The 21,918-nt window shown below is 73.8% G+C and carries 18 protein-coding genes and 6 pseudogenes; 7 read left to right on the top strand and 17 right to left on the bottom strand.

Features of this window, described 5'->3' with window-relative positions:
* Positions 1-218 precede the first annotated feature (218 nt).
* Both BJF80_RS19910 and serB read left to right on the top strand, forming a co-directional pair.
* Positions 219-479 carry a hypothetical protein gene (locus tag BJF80_RS19910; protein ID WP_237767477.1) on the top strand — a complete coding sequence of 87 codons (261 nt, stop codon included), beginning with the start codon at positions 219-221 and terminating at the stop codon, positions 477-479.
* Positions 383-1,096, top strand: a complete 714-nt coding sequence (gene serB / locus BJF80_RS06995; protein ID WP_237767478.1) for a phosphoserine phosphatase SerB — start codon at positions 383-385, stop codon at positions 1,094-1,096. The genes BJF80_RS19910 and serB overlap by 97 nt, the downstream gene beginning before the upstream one ends.
* Positions 1,097-1,151: 55 nt before the next feature.
* Here the strand turns inward: serB and trmD are convergent, their stop codons facing one another.
* The 5 genes and pseudogenes from trmD to BJF80_RS07020 all read right to left on the bottom strand — a co-directional run bounded on the left by trmD (position 1,152) and on the right by BJF80_RS07020 (position 5,012).
* Positions 1,152-1,868, bottom strand: a complete 717-nt coding sequence (gene trmD / locus BJF80_RS07000) for a tRNA (guanosine(37)-N1)-methyltransferase TrmD (RefSeq protein WP_075812480.1) — start codon at positions 1,866-1,868, stop codon at positions 1,152-1,154.
* 5 nt (positions 1,869-1,873) lie between these two features.
* Positions 1,874-2,395, bottom strand: coding sequence for a ribosome maturation factor RimM (gene rimM / locus BJF80_RS07005; protein WP_075812482.1), 522 nt, complete (start codon positions 2,393-2,395; stop codon positions 1,874-1,876).
* Between the two features lie 107 nt (positions 2,396-2,502).
* Positions 2,503-2,745 carry an RNA-binding protein gene (locus BJF80_RS07010; protein WP_022926112.1) on the bottom strand — a complete coding sequence of 81 codons (243 nt, stop codon included), beginning with the start codon at positions 2,743-2,745 and terminating at the stop codon, positions 2,503-2,505.
* A 2-nt stretch (positions 2,746-2,747) separates the two neighbouring features.
* Entirely contained in the window at positions 2,748-3,320 is a 573-nt protein-coding gene (gene rpsP / locus BJF80_RS07015) for a 30S ribosomal protein S16 (RefSeq protein ID WP_075812484.1), read from the bottom strand.
* Positions 3,321-3,453: 133 nt separating this feature from the next.
* Positions 3,454-5,012, bottom strand: a pseudogene (locus tag BJF80_RS07020) (helix-turn-helix domain-containing protein).
* Between the two features lie 116 nt (positions 5,013-5,128).
* Between BJF80_RS07020 and aceA the strand changes: the two are divergent.
* Complete coding sequence (aceA, locus tag BJF80_RS07025; protein ID WP_075812488.1) at positions 5,129-6,433, top strand: isocitrate lyase; 1,305 nt, start codon at positions 5,129-5,131, stop codon at positions 6,431-6,433.
* Between the two features lie 112 nt (positions 6,434-6,545).
* Entirely contained in the window at positions 6,546-8,159 is a 1,614-nt protein-coding gene (locus BJF80_RS07030) for an aldolase/citrate lyase family protein (RefSeq protein WP_075812490.1), read from the top strand.
* A gap of 124 nt (positions 8,160-8,283) precedes the next feature.
* On the opposite strand, the gene BJF80_RS07035 is transcribed toward BJF80_RS07030, so the two are convergent.
* From BJF80_RS07035 to ffh, 7 genes and pseudogenes are all read right to left on the bottom strand, one after another.
* Complete coding sequence (locus BJF80_RS07035; protein ID WP_075812492.1) at positions 8,284-9,387, bottom strand: amidohydrolase family protein; 1,104 nt, start codon at positions 9,385-9,387, stop codon at positions 8,284-8,286.
* 748 nt (positions 9,388-10,135) lie between these two features.
* Positions 10,136-10,240 (bottom strand): annotated as a pseudogene (locus BJF80_RS19915) (RidA family protein); the annotation flags it as partial.
* Positions 10,210-10,359 (bottom strand): hypothetical protein, encoded by a 150-nt coding sequence (locus BJF80_RS19030; RefSeq protein WP_187344349.1) that lies wholly within the window; start codon positions 10,357-10,359, stop codon positions 10,210-10,212. The gene BJF80_RS19030 and the pseudogene BJF80_RS19915, both read right to left, overlap by 31 nt.
* Positions 10,360-10,423: 64 nt before the next feature.
* Positions 10,424-11,008, bottom strand: a complete 585-nt coding sequence (locus tag BJF80_RS07045) for a mismatch-specific DNA-glycosylase (protein ID WP_075812494.1) — start codon at positions 11,006-11,008, stop codon at positions 10,424-10,426.
* Positions 11,005-11,472, bottom strand: coding sequence for a M4 family metallopeptidase (locus BJF80_RS21110; RefSeq protein WP_321166360.1), 468 nt, complete (start codon positions 11,470-11,472; stop codon positions 11,005-11,007). The genes BJF80_RS07045 and BJF80_RS21110 overlap by 4 nt, the downstream gene beginning before the upstream one ends.
* Before the next feature lie 134 nt (positions 11,473-11,606).
* A pseudogene (locus BJF80_RS21115) lies at positions 11,607-12,152 on the bottom strand (M4 family metallopeptidase); the annotation flags it as partial.
* A 49-nt stretch (positions 12,153-12,201) separates the two neighbouring features.
* Positions 12,202-13,835: pseudogene (ffh, locus tag BJF80_RS07055) on the bottom strand (signal recognition particle protein).
* Between the two features lie 265 nt (positions 13,836-14,100).
* On the opposite strand from ffh, the pseudogene BJF80_RS19920 reads away from it, so the two are divergent.
* Together BJF80_RS19920 and BJF80_RS19925 are read left to right on the top strand one after the other, a co-directional pair.
* Positions 14,101-14,442, top strand: a pseudogene (locus BJF80_RS19920) (oxygenase MpaB family protein); the annotation flags it as partial.
* Between the two features lie 23 nt (positions 14,443-14,465).
* Positions 14,466-14,870, top strand: coding sequence for an oxygenase MpaB family protein (locus tag BJF80_RS19925; protein WP_237767479.1), 405 nt, complete (start codon positions 14,466-14,468; stop codon positions 14,868-14,870).
* 3 nt (positions 14,871-14,873) lie between these two features.
* Here the strand turns inward: BJF80_RS19925 and ftsY are convergent, their stop codons facing one another.
* On the bottom strand, positions 14,874-16,055 hold the full coding sequence (gene ftsY, locus BJF80_RS07065) for a signal recognition particle-docking protein FtsY (RefSeq protein ID WP_075812496.1): 1,182 nt from the start codon (positions 16,053-16,055) through the stop codon (positions 14,874-14,876).
* 111 nt (positions 16,056-16,166) lie between these two features.
* Between ftsY and BJF80_RS07070 the strand changes: the two genes are divergently transcribed.
* Positions 16,167-16,904 (top strand): AAA family ATPase, encoded by a 738-nt coding sequence (locus BJF80_RS07070; RefSeq protein WP_075812498.1) that lies wholly within the window; start codon positions 16,167-16,169, stop codon positions 16,902-16,904.
* A 6-nt stretch (positions 16,905-16,910) separates the two neighbouring features.
* On the opposite strand, the gene BJF80_RS07075 is transcribed toward BJF80_RS07070, so the two are convergent.
* From BJF80_RS07075 to BJF80_RS07090, 4 genes and pseudogenes are all read right to left on the bottom strand, one after another.
* Positions 16,911-17,201 carry a hypothetical protein gene (locus tag BJF80_RS07075; RefSeq protein WP_083673510.1) on the bottom strand — a complete coding sequence of 97 codons (291 nt, stop codon included), beginning with the start codon at positions 17,199-17,201 and terminating at the stop codon, positions 16,911-16,913.
* A gap of 118 nt (positions 17,202-17,319) precedes the next feature.
* Complete coding sequence (locus BJF80_RS07080; protein WP_075812502.1) at positions 17,320-17,826, bottom strand: hypothetical protein; 507 nt, start codon at positions 17,824-17,826, stop codon at positions 17,320-17,322.
* Positions 17,823-21,505 (bottom strand): annotated as a pseudogene (smc, locus tag BJF80_RS07085) (chromosome segregation protein SMC). Before smc ends, BJF80_RS07080 begins: the two are co-directional and overlap by 4 nt.
* Before the next feature lie 109 nt (positions 21,506-21,614).
* Positions 21,615-21,896, bottom strand: a complete 282-nt coding sequence (locus BJF80_RS07090; RefSeq protein WP_075812504.1) for an acylphosphatase — start codon at positions 21,894-21,896, stop codon at positions 21,615-21,617.
* Between the last annotated feature and the right edge of the window lie 22 nt (positions 21,897-21,918).

Here is a 21,918-nt window from a genome sequence, read left to right on the forward strand (position 1 = left end):
CGGCGCCGCCGGTGGGCGGCACGGCACGGGTCGTCGTGGTGTCGTCTCCGTCGGGTGCCACCCGCACGCTCCCCCTGTGGCAGGGGCACGGGATGCTCGGCACGGACGCCGGGACGCAAGGATCCAGTCTGCCAGAGGTGCGCCACGGCCTCCAAGTCCGCGCCGGTCCGGTCGACGCAGGTGCGCGGGTATGCCCGTCCGCCACCTACGATCGGGCGGTGCCCCTGCTGACCCTGCTGAGCGACCCCACGGCCCGCGACCTCGGCGACTCGGCGGTCCACGACGTGAGCGGCGACCGGGCCACGTCGTCGCCGCGCTGGCTGCGCCCCGGCGCCGCGGTCGAGGTGGAGCTGGACGGCGACGCCGGTCTGGAGGAGGGCACGTGGGAGCCTGGCAGGCGCGGGGGATCGACGTCGTCGTCCAGTCCCAGGGAGCACGGCGGCGCCGGGTGCTGCTCGCCGACATGGACTCCACGATGATCGAGCAGGAGTGCATCGACGAGCTCGCCGCGCAGGTGGGCGTGGGCGAGCGGGTGGCCGCCATCACCGCGCGAGCCATGAACGGTGAGCTCGACTTCGCCGAGGCGCTGCACGAACGGGTCGGGCTGCTCCAGGGACTGCCCGTCGACGTCGTCCGGACCGTCCTCGACGAGCGCATCACCCTCGCGCCGGGCGGACCCGAGCTGCTCGCCACGACGGCGGCGCACGGAGGGTATGCCGCGCTCGTGTCGGGCGGTTTCACCCACTTCACCGAGGTGGTCGCCGCACGGCTCGGCTTCCACGAGCACCGTGCCAACACGCTCGAGGTGGCCGACGGGCGGTTGACCGGCCGGGTGGTCCCACCGGTGGTCGGCCAGGATGCCAAGGTCGCCGCGCTGCGCGAGATCACGTCCCGCCTCGGGCTGACCCCCGCCGACGCCGTGGCGGTCGGCGACGGGGCCAACGACCTGCCGATGCTGCAGCTCGCGGGGCTGGGCGTCGCCCTGCACGCCAAGCCGGCGGTGGCCGCGCGCGCCCCGGTCCGGGTCAACCACGGCGACCTCACCGCCCTGCTCTACCTGCAGGGCTACTCCGACGACGAGATCGTGCGCCCCTGAGCCTTCTGGACCTTGGTTCGTGGGACCCGTCGCCCAGAAACCTCCGTCCAGAAGATCAGCGACCGGCCCGGTAGCGCTCCATGAGGTCCGGGCGGCGCTGCGCGGTGCGGGCCAGCCGCTGCTCGTGCCGCCAGGCCGCGATCTGGCCGTGGTGGCCCGACAGCAGCACGTCGGGCACCTCGTGCCCCCGCCAGCTCGCGGGCTTGGTGTAGACGGGGTACTCCAGCAGCCCCCCGGTGTGCGACTCCTCGGCCAGCGACGCCTCGTTGCCGACCATGCCGGGCAGCAGCCGGGCGATGGCCTCGGTCATCGCCAGGACGGCGACCTCCCCGCCGTTGAGGACGTAGTCGCCGAGGCTGAGCACCGACAGCGGGTAGCGGGAGGCGAACTCGTCGTAGACCCGCTCGTCGATGCCCTCGTAGCGGCCGCAGACGAAGACCAGCCAGTCCTCCTGCTCCGCGAGCCGCTCGGCGGTCGCCTGCGTGAAGACCTCACCTCCGGGGCCCGGGACGACGATCCGCGGCGTCCGCCCGGGGACCGAGGTGCAGATCTCGTCCAGCGCCTCGCCCCACGGCTCGGGCCGCATGACCATCCCGGCGCCGCCGCCGTAGGGCGTGTCGTCCACGGTGCGGTGCCGGTCATGGGTCCAGTCGCGCAGGTCGTGCACCTGCACCTCGAGCAGTCCCTCGCGCCGCGCCCGCCCCAGCAGGGACAGCTCGAGCGGAGCGAGATAGTCCGGGAAGATCGTGACGACGTCGACACGCAGCGGCATACCTCTCACTCCCCCAGCTCGAGCAGACCCGGCGGCGGGTCGACGACGACCCGGCGAGCGTCCTCGTCCACCTCGGGCACCAGCTCGTCGACGAAGGGCACGAGCACCTCGCCGCCGGGGGTGCGGACCTCGAGCAGGTCCTGCACCGGGCGGACGTGCAGCGCGCTCACCTCGCCCAGCGGGCTGCCGTCGGGGAGGACGACGGCGAAACCCAGCAGGTCGTCCTCGCGCCAGCCGTCCTCCTCGCCCTCGGCTGCGTCGTCCTCGTCGTCGGCGACCAGCAGCCGGGTGCCGCGCAGCGCCCCGGCCGCGGTCCGGTCGGTATGCCCCTTGAAGGCGAGCAGGTAGATCCCCTGGTGCTGCCGCACCGAGCGCAGCACCAGCGGCCCGGTCGCGGCGGGCTCGGTGGTGAAACTCTCCCCCACAACGAACCGCCCCTCGGGGTCGTCGGTGTGCACCTGGACGGTGACCTCGCCCCGCAGGCCGTGCGGCCTGCCGATCCGGGCGGCGACGAAGGCCTCGGTCATGGTGCTCCTGTCGGGTGTGCCGTCCGCCGGGACGGGCTGCGGGTGGGACGCGTGCGGCCCGCCCCGGCGGTGGTGCCGGGACGGGCCGTCAAGCAGGATGCCTCGCGTCAGCGGGTGCGGTCGGTATCGACGATGTCGACCCGGACCTTGTCCCCGCCGGCGAGCGCGCCGACCACGGTGCGCAGCGCGCTCGCGGTCCGGCCCCGCCGGCCGATGACGCGACCCAGGTCGTCAGGGTGGACCCGGACCTCGAGGACCTCGCCGTGGCGGGCGTTCTTGGTCCGGACGGCGACGTCACCGTCGTGGTCGACGATGCCCTTGACCAGGTGCTCCAGGGCTTCCTCGAGCACGCTCAGGCCTCGTCGGTCTTCGCGTCGCCCTCGGCGGCCTCGGTGCCGGTGGCGGCGTCCTCGGTGGCACCCTCGCCGGTGCTGGCCGCGGCCGAGCCCTCGGTGTCGGCGGGCGGGGCGGTCTCCTCGGCGGGGGCCTCGGTCGCGGCCTCCTCGGCGGCGGGCGCCTCGGTCCTCTCCGCCTTGGCCGCCTTCGTGCGCTTCTGCGTGGTAGCGCCCGAGGTGTCCTCGCCGTCGGCGGCGGCGAGCGCAGCCTCGTAGAGGGCCTTCTTGTCGGCCTTGGGCTCGCGGGTCCTCAGCGTGCCCTCGGCACCGTCCTCACCCTTGTACTTCTGCCAGTCACCGGTGACCTTGAGCAGCGCGGCGACCTGCTCGGTCGGCTGCGCACCGACGCCGAGCCAGTACTGCGCCCGCTCGGAGTCGATGTCGATGAGCGAGGGCTCCTCGGTCGGGTGGTACTTGCCGATCTCCTCGATCGCCCGGCCGTCGCGCTTGGTGCGCGAGTCCATGACGACGACGCGGTAGTACGGTGCACGGATCTTGCCCATGCGCTTCAGGCGAATCTTGACAGCCACGTGTGCGGTGTCTCCTCAGTCTTGTCTGTGGTGGGCTACCTGGCGTCCGCGTGGGGAAGAACACGCACGGCGCCGCGGTGGCGATGGACACATCCGGGCACGGTGAGAGGGCCGACCGCAGATGGGTACGCGCTCATTGTGCCACATCGGCCCGCTCCCCCTGCTCCGGCGCGGCATCGGTCGCCTCCCCGTCCTCGCCCTCGGGGGCGTGCCCCGCCACGAAGCGCAGCACCTCGGTCTCGTCGACCCCCGGGAAGACGCCCGGCGGCATGACGGCGAGGAGGTGCGAGTGCGCCCGGGCGCTGGGCCAGACCTGTCCGTCCCAGGCACGGGCCAGCTCGGCCGGGGGTCGGGTGCAGCACCGGGGGTCGGGGCACCGGGAGACCCGCCGCTGCGTGGTGTCCCGCCCGCGCATCCAGCGGACCTGGTCGAAGGGCACCCCGAGACTGATCGAGAAGAGCCCGGCCGAGGTCGGCTCGGCGACCGCGGTGCACCAGTAGGTCCCGCGACCGGTGTCGGTGTACTGGTGGTAGACCGAGCCACGGGGCTGGTCGAAGACGACCCGGGCGGTCCAGGACCGGCATACCCGCGCGCCCTCGATCGCTCCCGAGGCGTCCATGGGGAAGCGCACGCCGTCGTTCTCGTAGGCTTGTAGATGACGCCGTCGGCGCTGGTCCGCATGAAGTGGACCTGGAGGTCGAGGTGCTCGGTCGCGAGGTTGCAGAACCGGTGGGCGGCCGTCTCGTAGGACACGGCGTAGGTGTCGCGCAGGTCCTCCAGCGCGATGTCGCGCTCGGCCTTGGCCCGGCGCAGCAGCGGTACCGCACTGCTCTCGGGCACGAGGGTGGCCGCGGCGAAGTAGTTGATCTCGACCCGCTGGGCGAGGAACTCGGCGTAGTCGCGCGGGGGCTGGTGGTCCAGCACGACGTGGCCGAGGGCCTGCAGCGCCGCGGCCCGCGGGTCGTGCCCGCCGCCCTCGGGTAGGTAGATCCGCCGGTGCGCCAGGTCGGTGACGGTCCGGGTCGAGGCCGGCACGTCCGGGACGGCGACGATCTCGAAGCCGACGTGGCGCGCGATCCGGTTCACCGCCTCGCGGGACAGCGGGCCCTGGGTATGCCCGACCTGCTCGACGAGCGCCGCGGCGGCGGACTCGATGTCGGCGAAGTAGTTGCCGGCCTCGCGCATCCGGGCGCGCAGCTCGGCGTTGGCCAGGCGCGCGAACTCCGGGGTCGCCGCCCGCTGCTGCTGCAGCCCGACGACGCTCTCGTAGAGCCCGACGAGGGCCTCGAGGGCGTCGTCCGGCAGACCGGGGCCCACCCGCACCGGCGGGATCCCCAGGGTCTGGAAGCCCTCGGCCCGTTGCGCCCGCTCCCAGCGCACCTCCAGCGCCGCCCGACGGCTCGGCGGCCCGCCGGTGAGCAACGTCGTGAGATCGACGTCGAGGGCGGTCGCGAGCCGACCGAGCACGGAGGCACGGGCCTCGCGGCGACCGTTCTCGATGAGCGACAGGGCCGAGGTCGACAGCTCGACCCGGGCGGCCACGTCGGCGAGGGTCAGGCCGGCCTCGCGGCGGTGGTGCCGCACCCGGCGGCCGACCGAGACCGGGTCGGCGGCGCCAGAGGACGGACTGTCGGTGCCCTCCAGACGCTCGGAGGGACGGAACGGCAGCACCCGACGGTGGGAGGACGGCATACCTCCACCTTAGCGAAAATTCGACGATTCTTGACACCGCGGAACCTGCCCCGACCCCCGATCCGCCCCTCAGAGTGGTGTCACACACCCCGTCGCCACAGGGAAAGGGCACGACGATGACGACGACCACCGAGCAGACCACCACCGCTCCCGCCGCCCAGCAGGCGCTGGAGATCGAGCGCGACTGGCAGACCAACCCCCGCTGGTCCGGGGTCGAGCGCCGCTACACGGCCGAGGACGTCGTGCGGCTGCGCGGCTCCGTCGTCGAGGAGCACACCCTCGCCCGCCGCGGTGCGGAGAAGCTGTGGGAGGCGCTGGAGACCAAGCCCTTCACCCGCGCCCTCGGCGCCCTCACCGGCAACCAGGCGGTGCAGATGGTCAAGGGTGGGCTGGAGGCCATCTACCTCTCCGGGTGGCAGGTCGCCGCGGACGCCAACCTCGCGGGCCAGACCTACCCCGACCAGAGCCTCTACCCCGCCAACTCGGTCCCGGCCGTGGTCCGCCGGATCAACAACGCGCTGCAGCGCGCCGATCAGATCGCCTGGATGAACGGGGACACCAGCACCGACTTCTTCGCCCCGATCGTGGCCGACGCCGAGGCCGGCTTCGGCGGGCCGCTCAACGTCTTCGAGCTGATGAAGTCGATGATCGCGGCCGGTGCGGCCGGCGTGCACTGGGAGGACCAGCTCGCCTCGGAGAAGAAGTGCGGCCACCTCGGCGGCAAGGTGCTCATCCCCACCGGTCAGCACGTCCGCACCCTCAACTCGGCCCGGCTCGCCGCCGACGTCCTGGGCGTGCCCTCGGTCGTCATCGCCCGCACCGACGCTCTCGCGGCGGACCTGCTGACCAGCGACGTGGACGAGATCGACCAGGAGTTCACCACCGGCGAGCGCACCTCCGAGGGCTTCTTCCGGGTGCGCAACGGCATCGAGCCGGTGCTGGCGCGGGCCAAGGCCTACGCGCCCTACGCCGACCTCATCTGGGTCGAGACCGGCACCCCGGACCTCGGCCTGGCGCGGGAGTTCGCCACCGAGCTGCACAAGGACTTCCCCGGGCAGAAGCTCGCCTACAACTGCAGCCCGTCCTTCAACTGGAGGTCGGCGCTCTCGGACAGCGAGATCGCCTCCTTCCAGGACGAGCTCGGAGACCTGGGCTACGCCTTCCAGTTCATCACCCTGGCCGGCTTCCACGCGCTGAACCACTCGATGTTCCAGCTCGCCCAGGGGTATGCCCGGACCGGCATGAGCGCGTATGTCGAGCTGCAGGAGGCGGAGTTCGCCGCGGCCTCCTCGGGCTACACCGCGGTCAAGCACCAGGCGGAGGTGGGCACCGGCTACTTCGACGCGGTCAGCACCGCGGTCAACCCGGAGTCCTCCACCACCGCGCTGTCCGGCTCGACCGAGTCCGAGCAGTTCCACTGAGCAGCAGCCGAACCCACCGCGGTGGCCAAGTGCGGCCACAGCGACCGGAACCCACCGCGGTGGCCAGGGATCGCCCTGGCCACCGCGGCCGTCCACCCGAGAGGATGAGGTCATGGAGACCTACCCCGAGGCGCTGCTCCAGGACGAGCAGCTCGCGACGCTGACCGACCTCGAGCGCGCGCTGCGGGAGTCCCGCGCCGAGCTGCTGCGCGGCCGCAAGGAGCAGTCGCGGGGCGTGCGCGCCGGGACCGAGCTGCACACCCGCTCCGAGACCGCGCAGCTGCGCGCCGACGACGCCTGGCAGGTGGCGCCGCCACCGGCGGACCTGACCCACCGCCGGGTCGAGCTCGCGACCGCGGCCACCGCGGAGCAGGCCAAGGGCGCGCTCGCCTCCGGCGCCGACGTCTGGGTGGCCGACCTGGAGGACATGCTGGTGCCCACCTCGCGCCGGCTGGTCGCCGCCCAGGAGGTCATCCTCGAGGTAGCGGGGACCCGCACCGGTGACCCGGACCCCGGCGTGCCCACGCTCATGGTCCGGCCGCGCGGGCTGCACCTCGACGAGGCCCACCTGGAGGTGGACGGGCAGCCCACGGCGGCCTCGCTCGTCGACACCGTCACCTTCCTCGCCCGCTGCGCGAGGCTGCTGCTCGAGCGGGGCACCGGCCCTTACCTCTACCTGCCCAAGGTCGAGTCGGCCGCCGAAGCGCAGTGGTGGGACCGGATGCTCACCGCCGCCGAAGAGGCGCTCGGCCTGCCCACCGGATGCACCCGGGTCAGCGTGCTCGTCGAGACGGTGCAGGCGGCCTACGAGCTGGACGAGATCGTCCACGCGCTGCGGGAGCGGGTCACGGGGCTGGCCGCCGGACGCTGGGACTACGTCTTCTCCCACCTGCGGACCTACGGGGACCGGCCGGACCACGTGCTGCCGGACCGGGACGCGTTCACCATGAACACCCGGTTCCTGCGGACCTACACCGACCTCATCGTGCGCACCTGCCACCGGCGGGGCGTCCAGGCCATCGGCGGACCGATCGCGCTCGCCGCCAGCGGCCCCTTCGACGACTCGGCCGCGATGACCCACGCGCGGGTGCACCGCGACAAGGCCCGCGAGGCCAAGCAGGGCTTCGACGGCGCATGGGTGCTGCACCCCGCTCTCGTGCCGGTCGCCCGGCAGCCCTTCGAGGAACGCGACCGGCGGCGGGCCGAGCGGCAGGCTCCGGCCGAGGACGCACCCTCGCCCGGCCGGGCGTCCGACGCGGCTCCGGATGCCGAGGCGCTGCGTGACGTCAGCGCGATCCCCGGCGCGTCGACCCTGACCGGGGTGCGCACGGCGATGCGCTCGTCGCTGACCTATCTCACCGGGTGGCTGGCCGGGGAGGGCACCGCCACGCTCGCCGGTCACGTCGAGGACTTCGGCACCGTCGAGCTGGCCCGCATGCAGCTGTGGCAGTGGCTCTCGCACGGCACCCGGCTGGCCGAGGGTCCGACGATGTCGACGCTGCTGCTGGACCGGATGCTCGAGGACGAGGTGGCGCTGATGCGTCGCCGCGGGGCCCGCGAGGACCTGCTGGGGCACGCCGTCGAGCTCCTCCGCGACTCGGTGGTGGCGGCCGACCCGCCGGCCTTCCTCTCCCAGCGGGCCTACGACGTCCTGCTCGGCATCGGCGAGCCCGACGAGGACGACCACCACGACGCTGCGCAGGAGGCCACCTCCGGCGCCGCCTGACCGCGGTGGGGATGTGCTGCCAGGACGACACCCAGCCACCGCGGTGGGGATGTGTTGCCAAGGCAACACCCGGCCACCGCGGTGGGGATGTGTTGCCAGGGCAACACCGAGCCACCGCGGTGGGTCAGCCGGAGGCCCCGGAGCGGGGGTGCCGGTGCCCGCGCAGGACGACGTGCTCCGGATCGGCCAGGACCCTGACGTCCGCGCGCGGGTCCTCGCGGTAGATGACGAGGTCGGCCGACTCACCCTCAGCGATCCCGGGGCGACCCAGCCACTCGCGGGCCGACCAGGTGGCCGCCCCGAGCGCCTCGGTCGCACTCATCCCGGCCCGGGTCAGCGCCTCCACCTCCTGGGCGACGAGCCCGTGCGGCAGCTGCCCACCCGCGTCGGACCCGGCATACACCGGTATGCCCGCCTCGTGCGCCTTGGCGACCGTCTCGTGCCGCCGCGCGTAGAGGTCCATCATGTGGTCGGCGTAGGTCGGGAACTTGCCGCGACCGGCGTCGGCGAAACCCGGGAAGTTGTCGATGTTGACCAGGGTCGGCACGATCGCGATGCCCTCGGCCGCGAAGGTGTCGATGGTGTCGTCGACCAGCCCGGTGGCGTGCTCGATGCAGTCGGTCCCGGCGGCGGCGAAGTCGACCAGCGACTGCTCCCCGAAGCAGTGCGCGGTGACCCGTGCCCCCTCCTCGTGCGCGGCGGCGATGGCCTCGGTGAGCACGTCGACCGGCCAGCAGGTCCCCAGGTCACCGGTCTCCCGGTCGATCCAGTCACCCACGAGCTTGACCCACCCGTCACCGGCGCGCGCCTCCTGGCGCACGTAGGCCACGAGGTCCTCGGGCTCGATCTCCCAGGCGAAGTTGCGGATGTAGCGCCGGGTGCGGGCGATGTGCCGGCCGGCGCGGATGAGCCGCGGCAGGTCCTCCCGGTCCTGCACCCACCGCGTGTCGGCCGGGCTGCCCGCGTCGCGCAGCAGCAGCGCGCCCGCGTCCCGCTCGGCCAGCGCGTGCTCCTCGGCCCGGGCGTCGTCCACCGCACCCTGGGCCTCGAGGCCGACGTGGCAGTGCGCGTCGACCAGCCCGGGGAGGGCATACCCCCGGATCGTCTCGACCTCGGCACCCGTCGGGGCACTGAGGCTGACCCGGCCGTCGACCACCCAGATCTCCTCGAGCACCTCCTCGGGACCGACCAGGATCTGACCCGTGACGTGGAGCACCGGTGCGCTCATCGCTCGCCTCGCCTTCTTCGCCGTGGATGCTCACCGTAGCGTCGAGCAGTGCGGCCGTAGACTCCCCCTTCGTGTCCGACCCCGGTATGCCCACCCGCGAGCCGCTGCGTGTCCCGCGCGTCGACCTCGGCGCGATGCTGCGGGCGGCCGCCGACGGTCACTTCCCAGAACCGGACGGCGGCTTCTCGCGCACCGCACCGTGGCGGGGCGGGGTCGAGGGCGCGATCGCCTTCACCGGCCACGCCGTCATGGCCGTGACCGAGGACGTCACCGACGGCGAGCTCGCGGCCCTGGGTGTCCACGGCTTCGGCGGGGCGCACGACCCGCGGATCGCGACCACGCTCGCGGGTGAGGGCCCGATCGGGGTCCTCGACGCGCTGCTCGTGGGCCGTGGCACCGGGGCCGGCGGGCCCCTGGTCCCCCGCCCCGACCTCGCCGGCACCGACCGCGCCGCGCACGCCGGCGAGTGGCGGACCGAGATCGACGTCTACGGCCTGCCCGACCGCGACGTCAGCTCGCTGGCGACGCTCTCCCGCGGGATCGGCGGCCTGCCGGAGGTCGGCATCCAGGCCGAGGACGGCCACGCCGCCACCCTGCTCGACGGGATCCTGGCGCGCCGACCGGCCGGCGAGGTCGTCCTCGCGTCGGTGACGCCCGGCAACGCCCGCTCGCTGCGCTTCTTCCTGCGCCGCGGATTCGTGCCGGTCGCCAGCGAGCAGCTCTGGAAGCCGCGACGCCTGACCCGCGGTCAGGCCAGCGGGACGGCGGCCACCACCTCGATCTCGACGAGCTGGCCGGGATAGCCCAGGACGGTGACTCCGCTCAGCGTGCTGGGCACCTCGTGCTCGGCGAAGGTCGCGAGGCGCCGGCGACGAAGATGGGCCGACTCGCGCCGTCGGTGGTGGCGGAGTAGGCGTAGGGGGACGGGGCCAGCGCCGAGTCGCCGGACAGTCGGACGATGGAGGAGGGCACGGCCACACCGTGGGCGCCGGGGCGGTCGACGGCGCGCCACCCCCGCCCGGCATCGCCGTCGCGATCAGATCACGCCGGCAGCGAGGGCCGGCTCGGCGTACGCCTCGGCGAGCGACGCGACCGTCTCGTGCGCGTTGAGGCCGCTGGGGTTGGAGACCACCCACAGCTGCGCGCCCTCGAGATCCTCCGGCTGCCGACCCGGGGTCGCGCCGCGAGCCCCGAAGGCGCTGCGGTATGCCGTGATCCCCGCGACGGCGACGACCGCCGGTCGCACCCGGCGCACCGTGTCACGCAGCCGCTCACCGCCCTCGCGCAGCTCCGAGGCGCTCAGCTCGTCGGCGCGGGCGGTGGCACGGGGCACGAGGTTGGTGATGCCGATGCCCCGGTCGAGCAGGTGGGCACGGTCCTCGTCGTCCATCCCGGCACCCTGGTCGATGCGACGCCCGCTGATCCCGGCACGCTCGAGCGCGGGGTAGAACCGGTTGCCCGGGTGGGCGAAGTGGGTCAGCGTCGCGGCGGTCCACAGGCCGGGGTTGATCCCGACGAAGAGCAGCCGCACCCTCGGGCCCGAGCCCGGCTCCGGGAGGAGGTCGGGGACCTCGGCCCCCCGGTAGGACTGCAGCTCCGCCTGCGTGAAACGGGGCGTCACGAGACCGGCAGCCCCACGCCGTCCCAGGCCGCGAGCAGGGCGTCGAGCACCTCCGGGGCATCGGCATACCGCTCCCGCGCGGACTCCGCGGTGGCGGCGGCGAAGGTGGCGAAGTCGACGTCCCGCGCGATCCGGCCGCGGGTGGCGAGGGTGTCGTACCAGACCTGGCCGGCCCGCTCCCAGGCCCGTCCCCCGAGCCCAGTGGCGAAGAGGTGGAACGCCTTGTTGGGAATGCCGGAGTTGATGTGCACCCCGCCGTTGTCGTTGTCGGCGTCGTGCGGCAGGTCGACGTAGTCGTCCATGTGCGCCGGTTGCGGGTCCTGGCCGAGGGCAGGGTCGTCGTAGGCGGTCCCGGGAGCGGCCATCGAGCGCAGCGCCACGCCCTGGACGCGATCGGTGAGCAGGTCGGCGCCGATGAGCCAGTCGGCCGAGCCGGCCTCCTGCCCCAGGAGCCGCTGCCGCACCAGCGCACCCAGGACGTCGCAGACCGACTCGTTGAGCGCGCCCGGCTGGCGACGTAGGTCAGGCCAGAGGTGTATTGCACCAGCCCGTGACCCAGCTCGTGCGCGATGACATCCAGGCTCGCGGTGAACCGCCGGAAATAGACGCCGTCCCCGTCGCCGAAGACCATCTGCCGGCCGTCCCAGAAGGCGTTGTCGTAGTCGCGCCCGTAGTGGACCGTGGCCGCGAGCAGCATGCCCTGACCGTCGAGGGAGTCCCGGCCGTAGGAACGCGCGAGCAGCTCCCACGTCGCGCCCAGGCCGTCGTAGGCCTCGGTGGCAGCGACGTCGCCGGTCGCCGGGTCACCCTCGCCGCGGACCAACCGGCCGGGCAGCGTGGTCGCCCCACCAGCGTCGTAGATGCTGCGCCGGGGCGCCGCGTCGTCGGGCACGACGGTCCGCGCTAGGTCGGGGGCGACGACCGGCTCGGCGGGCAGCCGCGGCAGCGGCATCGTCGTGGGCAGGATCGTCCCCTGGGACGGCGGCTCTCCTCCCGGCCACCGGGTCGCCATGAGCTCCCGGCGCCCCCGCGTCTGCTCGCTGTCCTGCAGCGTGGCCTGGACGATCGGAGCGACCTCCGGGTCGGCCTGGGCGATCCGGGCCAGCAGGTAGCCCGGGATGATCGTGCAGCGTGTCCCCGTCATGGACCCACTCTGACATCGGGCGCCGACAGACGCCTGCGGCGCCCTCGGCTCAGCCCTTGCCGCCGTCGAGGTACTTCTCGAAACCCGGCGGCAGCTTGAGCCCGGACAGGTCGCTTCCCTGCCCAGGGTCGTCCTCCAGCCCGGCGGCCCCACCGCCGAAGGCGCTCTCCAGCGAGCGATCCCGGGCCGCCTGCTCCTTGGCCGCGGCCTCCCGCTCCTGCTGCGCCCGCTTGGCCGGGTTGCCCGACTTGCCCTTCTTGCGCTGCTGCTTGCCCTTCTTGGCGCCACCCCCGGCGCCGCCCATGCCGGGCATCCCCGGCATACCGGGCATGCCGCCGCCCTTCTTGAGCTGACGCATCATCTTCTGCGCCTCGCCGAAGCGCTCGATGAGCTGGTTGACCTCGCCGACGCTCACACCCGAGCCCCGCGCGACGCGGGCGCGGCGCGAGCCGTTGAGGATCTTGGGGTGGCCACGCTCGAGCGGGGTCATCGAGCGGACCATGGCCTCGACCCGGTCGAACTCGCGCTCGTCGAGGGAGTCCAGCTGCGCCTTCATCCCCTGCATCCCGGGCATCATCCCGAGCATCTGCTTCAGCGAACCCATCCGCTTGATCGCCGACATCTGCTCGAGGAAGTCGTCGAAGGTGAAGTCCTCGTCGGCGAGGAACTTGCGGGTCATCTCCTTCGCCTGAGCCTGGTCGAAGGCCTTCTCCGCCTGCTCGATGAGGGTCAGCACGTCGCCCATGTCGAGGATGCGCGAGGCCATCCGGTCGGGGTGGAACAGCTCGACGTCCTTGACCCCCTCCCCGGTGGAGGCGAAGAGGATCGGCTGCCCGGTGACGGTCGCGACCGACAGCGCGGCGCCACCGCGGGCGTCGCCGTCCAGCTTGGACAGCACGGTGCCGGTGATGCCGACGCCGTCGGCGAAGGCCTTGGCGGTGTCGACCGCGGCCTGCCCGATCATCGCGTCGATGACGAAGAGCACCTCGTGCGCGCTCGTCTCGACCCGGATGTCGTGCGCCTGGCGCATGAGGTCGACGTCGACGGCCAGCCGGCCGGCGGTGTCGATGATGACGACGTCGTGGTTCTTGCGGCGGGCCTCCTCGACCCCGTCGACCGCGACGTCGACCGGGTCCCCGAAGCTGCGGGTCCCCTCCCCCGACTCCAGGGTCGCGTCGTGACCGAAGATGTTGCCGCGCTCGGGCGCGAAGACCGGCACCCCCGCGCGCTCGCCGACGACCTCGAGCTGGGTGACGGCGTTGGGGCGCTGCAGGTCGGCGGCCACGAGCATCGGGGTATGCCCCTGGTCTGCGAGCATCCTGCCCAGCTTGCCCGCGAAGGTCGTCTTTCCCGAGCCCTGCAGGCCGGCGAGCATGATCACGGTGGGCGGGTTCTTGGCGAGGTTGAGCCGCCGCGTCTGGCCCCCGAGGATCGCGACGAGCTCCTCGTTGACGATCTTGACGATCTGCTGCGCCGGGTTCAGCGCCTGGTGCACCTCGCGCCCAGCCCCCGCTCGCGGATCCGGCCGGTGAACTCCTTGACCACGGGCAGCGCCACGTCGGCGTCCAGCAGCGCCATCCGGATGTCGCGGATGGTGGAGTTGAGGTCGGACTCGGTGACGGTGCCCTTGCGCTTGAGGTTGCGGAAGGTCTGCGTCAGGCGGTCGGAGAGACTGGTGAACACCCGCCCTACGATACGTGCCGCGCGGCGCCGACCGGTCCTCCGCCGGGTCACCTCCGGCGCGCACCGGGCCCCTCCGGCTGCGCATACTGGGCCCGTGCCCTCCCCCCGACTCGCCGAGCAGGCCCGCAACCGCCTCGCCGAGGCGCTGCGGCAGCGGGTGGCGGGACCGGACGCCGCACCCCGGGCCGCGGCCATCTGGCTGGCTCCGGGCGAGCGCCGGTTCGCCCCCTCCGACCCGATCTGCCGGGTGCACGGACACGCCGGGATGTATGCCGGGGGCATCCGCGCGCTGCTCCTCCAGGCGTTGCACCCGTTGGCGATGGCCGGCGTGGGCCAGCACTCCGGCTACCGCGGCGACCCGTGGGGCCGGCTGCAACGCACGAGCGAGTTCATCGCGATGACGACCTACGGGCCGGTGGACTCCGCGCAACGTGTGATCGACCGGATCAACCGGGTGCACCGCACGGTCAGGGGGACCGCGCCGGACGGGCGACGGTATGCCGCCACCGACCCGCACCTGCTGCGCTGGGTGCACGTCGCCGAGATCGACAGCTTCCTGGTGGCCCACCAGCACTACGCGCGGACCCCGCTCACTTGCGCCGAGGCGGACCGCTACGTCGACCAGGCGGCGTGGGCCGCCGAGAGCTCGGGGTGCTCGACCCGCCGCGCACGGCGCGCGGTCTGGCCGGGTCGCTCGCGGCATACCGGCCCGAGCTGGAGGCCAGCGAGGGGGCGCTCGACGTCGCCCGCTTCCTGCTGGCCGAGCCGCCGCTGCCGTGGGCCGCGCGACCCGGATTCTGGATGCTCGCCGCCGGCGCGGTGCAGATGCTGCCCGGGTATGCCCGCGACCTGCTCGGGCTGCGTCTGCCGGACCCGCTGCGTGCCGTGGAGCGACCCGCGCTGGCGACGCTCGACCCGCTCGGCCGGCTCGGGACCGCGGCGGTCGGCTGGGCGCTCAGCAGCCCCGACGACCCGCGGAACTCACCGCAGAGCTCGGCCGTCGTCGACCGCACCGCCCGGGCACCCCACTCCTAGCCGTCAGCCGACGATCGCGCTGACGAAGGCCTCCGGGTCGAACGGCGCCAGGTCGTCCGGGCCCTCGCCCAGGCCGATGAGCTTCACCGGGACGCCGAGCTTGCGCTGCACGTTGACGACGATGCCGCCCTTGGCGGTGCCGTCCATCTTGGTCAGGACGATCCCGGTGATCGCGACCTCCCGGGCGAACTCCTCCGCCTGCCGCATGCCGTTCTGCCCCGTCGTGGCGTCGAGCACGAGCAGCACCTCGCCGACCGGGGCCACCTTCTCCACGACCCGCTTGATCTTGCCGAGCTCGTCCATGAGGCCCCGCTTGGTGTGGAGCCGCCCGGCGGTGTCGACGAGCACGACGTCGACCTCGGCGTCCACCCCGCCCTTGACGGCGTCGTAGGCGACCGACGCGGGGTCGGCACCCTCGGTGTGCGAGCGCACGGTGGGCACACCCACCCGCTCACCCCAGGTCTGGAGCTGGTCGGCGGCGGCGGCGCGGAAGGTGTCGGCGGCGCCGAAGAGCACGTCCTTGTCCTCGGCGACGAGCACCCGACCGAGCTTGCCCACCGTCGTGGTCTTGCCGGTCCCGTTGACGCCCACCACGAGGATGACCGCCGGGTGCTCGCCCTCGCGGCTCGCGGCGACCCGCCGGTCGAGGGTCGGGTCGACGAGCCGGAGCAGGTCGTCGTGCAGCCACTGCTTCACCTGGGCCGCGTCGGTCGTGCCGTCCACCTTGACCTGCGTCCGCAGCGAGTCGACGAGCTCCTGGGTCGCCTCCACGCCGAGGTCGGAGGCGAGCAGGGTGTCCTCGACGTCCTCCCAGTCCTGCTCGCTGAGGCCACCGCGTGACAGCAGCGCCAGGAGCGCGTTGCCGATGGCGTTGTTGGAGCGGGCGAGCCGGGCGCGCAGCCGCTGCAGCCGGCCGCGGGCCGAGTCCGGCCGCTCCAGCGTGGGCGCGGACGCCTCGGGCTCCTCGACCGCGACCCCACCACCGCGATTCTCGACCTCGCCGGAGGGCTCGGGCCGCTCCTCGGTGAGGACATCGGAGTCCTCCTCCCGCCGCGTGCCGGCGGGCGGCAGCGTCGCCGAGTCACCACCTCGACCGCGGACCAGCGCCACCAGCAGCGCGAGACCCCCGAGCACCACGACGGTGACGAGGGTCAGGATCTCCCAGAGCTCATTGATCGGTCCCACGACGTCAGTCTCTCAGACCGGCTCGGCCGATCCGCACCGCGCGACCGGCGCCGGGCGCGCGCAGCAGCGTGCTGGGCGCGGTGTGTCCGCGCCCCGGCATACCGTGCAGGTATGCCGACGCCCCAGGAGCCGGACTTCGCCCCGGTGCCGGTCAGACGGGTCGAGCGCGACCCGCAGTCCGCGCTGCCGGACGAGCACACCTGGCCGCGGACCATCCCGGCCGTCGCCCAGCTGATCGCCGAGGGCCTCGACCTCGGACGGGCCACGGTGCTCGTCGGGCCGAACGGCTCGGGCAAGTCCACCATCCTGGAGGCGGTGGCGATGACCTACGGCCTCAACGCCGAGGGCGGCTCCACCGGCGTGATGCATCGGACGCGCACGACCGAGTCCGACCTCGCGCAGTGGTTGCGCGTCGTGCGGGGCCCGGGGGCCTCCCGGTGGGGCTACTTCGTGCGGGCCGAGACGATGCACGGCCTGTTCAGCTATCTGCAGGACACGGTGCGGCACGACTTCCACCGGTTCTCGCACGGGGAAGCCTTCGTCGAGCTTCTGGGCTCGAAGCGCTACCAGGGGGACGGCTTCTTCGTCTGGGACGAGCCGGAGTCCGGTCTGTCCTTCGAGGCCCAGCTGCGCCTGCTGTCCGAGCTGGTCGAGATCGCCTCGCAGCCGGGGGCTCAGGTGCTCCTGGCGACGCACTCCCCGCTGCTGGCCGCCCTACCCGGGGCCGTGGTGCTCGAGTGCTCCGAGGAAGGGATGCGGGAGACGGCGTGGGACCGGCTCGACATGATCGACCACTACCGGAGGTTCCTGGAGGCGCCAGAGCGCTACCTGCGGCACCTGCGCGCCTGAGAGCTCTCAGCTGGCGGCGGGGTACTCACCCGGAGCGTCGTCCTGCGCCGACGGGGCGGTGGACGCCGAGCGGCGGCGCTCACGCAGCGCCTGGGTGCGCTGGGCGGCGGAGCGACCGAGCTGCTCGCCGCGGCTCCGGACCTGCTCGCCGCGCCGGCGCGCCCCGGCGATGAGCTCCTCCCCCTCGGGGGTCCAGAACTCTCCCCGGCCCTCGCGACGCGCCTCGATCATGACGTACCCCACGACCCCCGCGCCCAGGGCGACACACAGCAGCATGGCCAGGACTAGTGCAAGCATGTGACCAGTGTGCCGCTCGGTGTGCGCCGGAGCCGATCTGACGCCCGGCGTGTCGCGGGCGTGTCGCCCTCAGGGTGAGCGGAATCACACGACACAGACCGTGCGGCCGGTCGGGGAGTCAGCGGGCGAGGTCGCGCTCGATGCGGCGCAGCGTCTGCCGGGTGGAGGCGATGAGCCCCGCGTCGCCGGCGGCCTCCCGCAGCGCCAGGGCTCGCGACGCGGCCGCGTGCGCCTCCTCCGGTCGACCCTCGTCGAGGAGCACCTTGGCCCGGTGCTGGTGGACCAGGGCGGCCCGCGGGTCGTCGCCGGCGAGGATCTCCTCCGCGGCGTCGAGCAGCGCATACGCGGGCGCATACTCGCCCCGCCAGTGGTGCACGTGCGCCAGCCGGACCGCCGCGAGCGCCCAGGGGGAGGACCCAGCGTCCTGCTCGGCCAGGCGCGCCTGCCCCGCGGCCAGCGCCGCGTCGAGCTCGCCCAGCATCCGCAGCAGCGCGACGGCGTGCGGGTCCTCGGGCGTCTCCTCGACCCACTCGCGGGTCTCCTCCTCGTCGAGCAGCTCCTCGCGCAGCGTCTCGTCGTCGATGACGTAGGCGGGGAACTCGGCGCCGCCGAAGACCACCGTCATGCGGGCGACGGCTCGGGGGCGGGCGCGCGGCGGCGGGTGGGCTGCTCCACCCCGTCGGCGGCGACGTCCTTGATCCGCTGGCTCACCACCGTGGTCACGCCGTCGCCACGCATGGAGACGCCGTAGAGCGCGTCGGCGATCTCCATCGTGCGCTTCTGGTGGGTGATGACGATGAGCTGGCTGGAGTCGCGCAGCTCCTCGAAGAGGGTGATGAGCCGGCCCAGGTTGGTGTCGTCGAGCGCGGCCTCCACCTCGTCCATGATGTAGAACGGGCTGGGCCGGGCCTTGAAGATCGCGACGAGCAGCGCCACCGCCGTCAGCGACCGTTCCCCGCCGGAGAGCAGCGAGAGGCGCTTGATCTTCTTGCCCGGGGGCCGCGCCTCGACCTCGATGCCGGTGGTGAGCATGTTGTCCGGGTCGGTGAGCGTGATCCGCCCCTCACCCCCCGGGAAGAGGCGCGAGAAGACGCGCTCGAACTGCGCGGCCGTGTCGTGGAAGGCCTCGGTGAAGACCCGTTCCACCCGCTCGTCCACCGAGCGGACGATCTCCAGCAGGTCCTCCTTGGAGCGCCGCAGGTCCTCCACCTGCTCGGTGAGGAAGGTATGCCGCTCCTCGAGCGCGGCGAACTCCTCCAGGGCGAGCGGGTTGACCTTGCCGAGCTGGTTCAGGGCACGCTCCGCCTTGCGCAGCCGCTTGTCCTGGGCCTCCCGGACGAACGGCTGGGCCTCGGGCAGGTCCGCGTCCGGGTCGTCCGGGTCGGGGTCGTCCGGTCCGGGGATGACAGGGACGGGCAGGTGCGGACCGTACTCGTCCACCAACGTCTGCGGGTCCACACCGAGCTCCTCGACGGACCGGGTCTGCAGCGCCTCGATGCGCAGCCGCTGCTCGGCGCGGGCGATCTCGTCGGCGTGCACGGAGTCGGTGAGGTCACGCAGGTCGTCGGCGAGCTCGCGGGCCCGCTGCCGGGCGGTCGCGAGCGCCTGGTCACGCTCCGCCTGCTCCGCCTGCCCTCGGGAGCGTTCCTGCGCGGCCCGCTCCACGACCTGCCGGCCCGCGCCAGGAGGTAGCCCGCCCCCGCACGCACCGCCGCGGCGGTGTCACGCTCCCGGGCCCGGCGCTCCCGCCGCTGCGCGGCCTGCCGCCGGGCGGCGAGCTCGCCCGCGGCGGCCGACTCCAGGCTGTCGGCCCGGCCGGACAGCGCGGTGACGCGCTCCTCCTGGGTGCGCAGGGCCAGCCGTGCCTCGGTCTCCAGCGTCCGCGCCCGGGCGGCCGCCTCGGCGAGGCGCTCCCGCTCGGTGGTGTCCGGCTCCTCGGTCCCCTCCTGGCTGGCGAGCTGCTCGGCGTCGGCCAGCCGCTGCTCCAGCTCGGCGAGCTCGGCGCGGGTCGTGGCCAGGGACTCCTCGGCGGTGCCGATGGCGGTGGTGGCCCGCTCGTGCTCGGCCCGTGCCGTGCGCATCGTCTGGCCGAGCTGGGAGAGCTGCTCGGCCACCGCGGTCATCCGCGCGTCGGAGTCGTGCAACGCGTCCAGCGCCTCGTCGGCGCCGCGCTGCGCCTCCTCCAGGTCCTCCGTGGCCGAGCTCAGCGCGAAGGTCGCCCGCTCGGCGCGCGACGTCGCCTCCTGGACCCCGCTCTGCGCCTCCTCCAGCGCCGAGGTCAGCTCCAGCATGCTGGGGGCGGCCGACGACCCCCCGCGGACCCATCCCGGGCCGTAGACGTCCCCGGTACCGGTGACCACCGTGATGCCGGGCAGCGCCCGCACCAGCAGCGCGGCGTCGTCGGCGTCGTTGACCAGGGCCACCTGCTCCAGCAGTCCGGTGACCGCTCGCCGCAGCGCCTCGTCCCCGTCCTTGGCGCGCACCATGTCGGCGGCCCACACGGCATACCCGGGGAGCTCGGGCCAGCGCTCCCGCTCGGCACCGTCGTCGGCCTCCCCCGTCACCAGCTCGGGGACCATGAGGCCGGCCTGCCCCTGGTCCTGGTCGCGCAGCCAGGCCAGCGCCTCCTGCGCCTGGCCCAGCCCGTCGACGACGAGCGCCTCACCGGCCCAGCCCAGCGCGGCCGCGACCGCGGCCTCGCGGCCGGCCTCGACCACGAGGTGGTCGGTCACGGTGCCGGTCACGCCGGTCACGCCGTCGGCCGAGAGCAGCGCGCTCGCGCCGTCGGTGCGCCGCAGGCTCAGCGACAGCGCCTCCACCCGGGCCCCCCACTGCGCCTGCTCCGCCTGCGCCGCGCGCAGCTCCTCGGTCAGCCGCTCGACCTCCTCGCCCGCCTCGGCCCGGCGCTGCTCCGCGGCCTCGTAGTGCTCGTCGAGCCCTTCCTCGCCCTGCTCGACGTCGAGGACCGTGCCCTCGAGCCCGGCGTAGTCCTGCTCGGCCTTCTCCGCCCGCTGCACGACGGCCGCGGCCACCTGCTGCAGCCGGGTGACCTCGCCCTCGCCGGCCTCGAGCCGGGAGCGTCGGGCGGCCACCTGCCCGGACAGCCGAGCCAGCCCCTCGCGACGGTCCGCCGCGGCCCTCGCCAGCCGCTGGAGCCGCGCCTGCTCCTGGGCGTGCGCGTCCTCGGCCTGCGCCCGCGCCCCCTCCGCGTCGGCCAGCGCGGCCGCGAGCTCGGCCACCCGGGCCTGCAGCGCGGCCTCCTCCTCCCGGACCCGCGCCGCCTGTGCACGCAGCTCCTCGGGGTCGCGGCCACGGCGGGAGCGACCGCTCTCCTCCGCGGCCAGCTCCTCGGCCTCCGCGCCGAGCAGGCGCACCCGCTCGGCGGCGAGGTCACCCAGGGCCCGGGCCCGCTCCACCAGGGAGGACAAGGCATACCACCGGTCCTGCACCGCGGTGATCGCCGGCGCCGCCGCGGCCCGCTCCTGCTCCAGCTCGGCGACCCTGGCCTCGGCGGACCGCGCCGCCTCCTGCACCCGGGTGCGTCGCTCGATGAGGGCCCGCTCGTCGGCGAGCTCGGCCTCCAGCGCGCTCGTGAGCTGGACGAGGTCGTCGGCGAGGATGCGCAGCCGGGCGTCGCGCACCTCCGCCTGGATCGTCGCGGCCCGCCGGGCGGTCTCCGCCTGCCGGCCGAGCGGCCCGAGCTGGCGGCGGATCTCGGTGGTCAGGTCGGTGAGGCGGGTGAGGTTGCCCTCCATCGTCTCGAGCTTGCGCAGCGCCCGCTCCTTGCGCTTGCGGTGCTTGAGGACGCCGGCCGCCTCCTCGATGAAGCCGCGCCGCTCCTCGGGGGTGGCGCGCAGCACCTGGTCCAGCTGCCCCTGGCCGACGATGACGTGCATCTCGCGCCCGATGCCGGAGTCGGAGAGCAGCTCCTGCACGTCGAGCAGGCGGCAGGAGGTGCCGTTGATGGCGTACTCCGACCCGCCGGTGCGGAACATCGTGCGGGTGATCGTCACCTCGCTGTAGTCGATCGGCAGCGCGCCGTCGGTGTTGTCGATGGTGAGCGAGACCTCGGCGCGACCCAGCGGCTGGCGGCCGGAGGTGCCGGCGAAGATGACGTCCTCCATCTTGCCGCCGCGCAGGCTCTTGGCCCCCTGCTCCCCCATCACCCAGGCGAGCGCGTCGACGACGTTGGACTTGCCCGAGCCGTTGGGTCCGACGATGCAGGTGATGCCCGGCTCGAGCCGCATGCTCGTCGCCGAGGCGAACGACTTGAAGCCCTTGAGGGTCAGGCTCTTCACATACATGTGGCTGGGTCTTCCGCACTGGTCGCCGGGTCGGTGGTCCGGTCAACATACCTGCCGGGTATGCCGCGACCCGGCCGCCACACCCGGCTCCTCCTGCTCCTCAGCTTGGTCAGCGCTCCAGGAACCCCGTCAGCCCCTCCCGCACCTGGTGCCACTGCACCACCACGCCGTCGACCCTCCCGGGGCGGTTGCGGGTGGAGGGGTCCTCGCGCAGCAGCCCCGCGAGCGTCTCCACCGCGACCCGCTCGCCCTGGGCGTTCACCTCGACCCGGCCGTCGGGCAGGTTGCGGGCATGCCCCACGAGGCCGAGCTCCAGCGCCCGCGCCCGCGTCCACCAGCGGAAGCCGACGCCCTGGACCCGGCCGCGGACGAAGATCAGCGCGCGCTCCATGCCACCGAGACTACGGTGGACC

The organism is Serinicoccus sp. CUA-874 (assembly GCF_001942225.1).
Taxonomy (GTDB): Bacteria; Actinomycetota; Actinomycetes; order Actinomycetales; family Dermatophilaceae; genus Ornithinicoccus; species Ornithinicoccus marinus.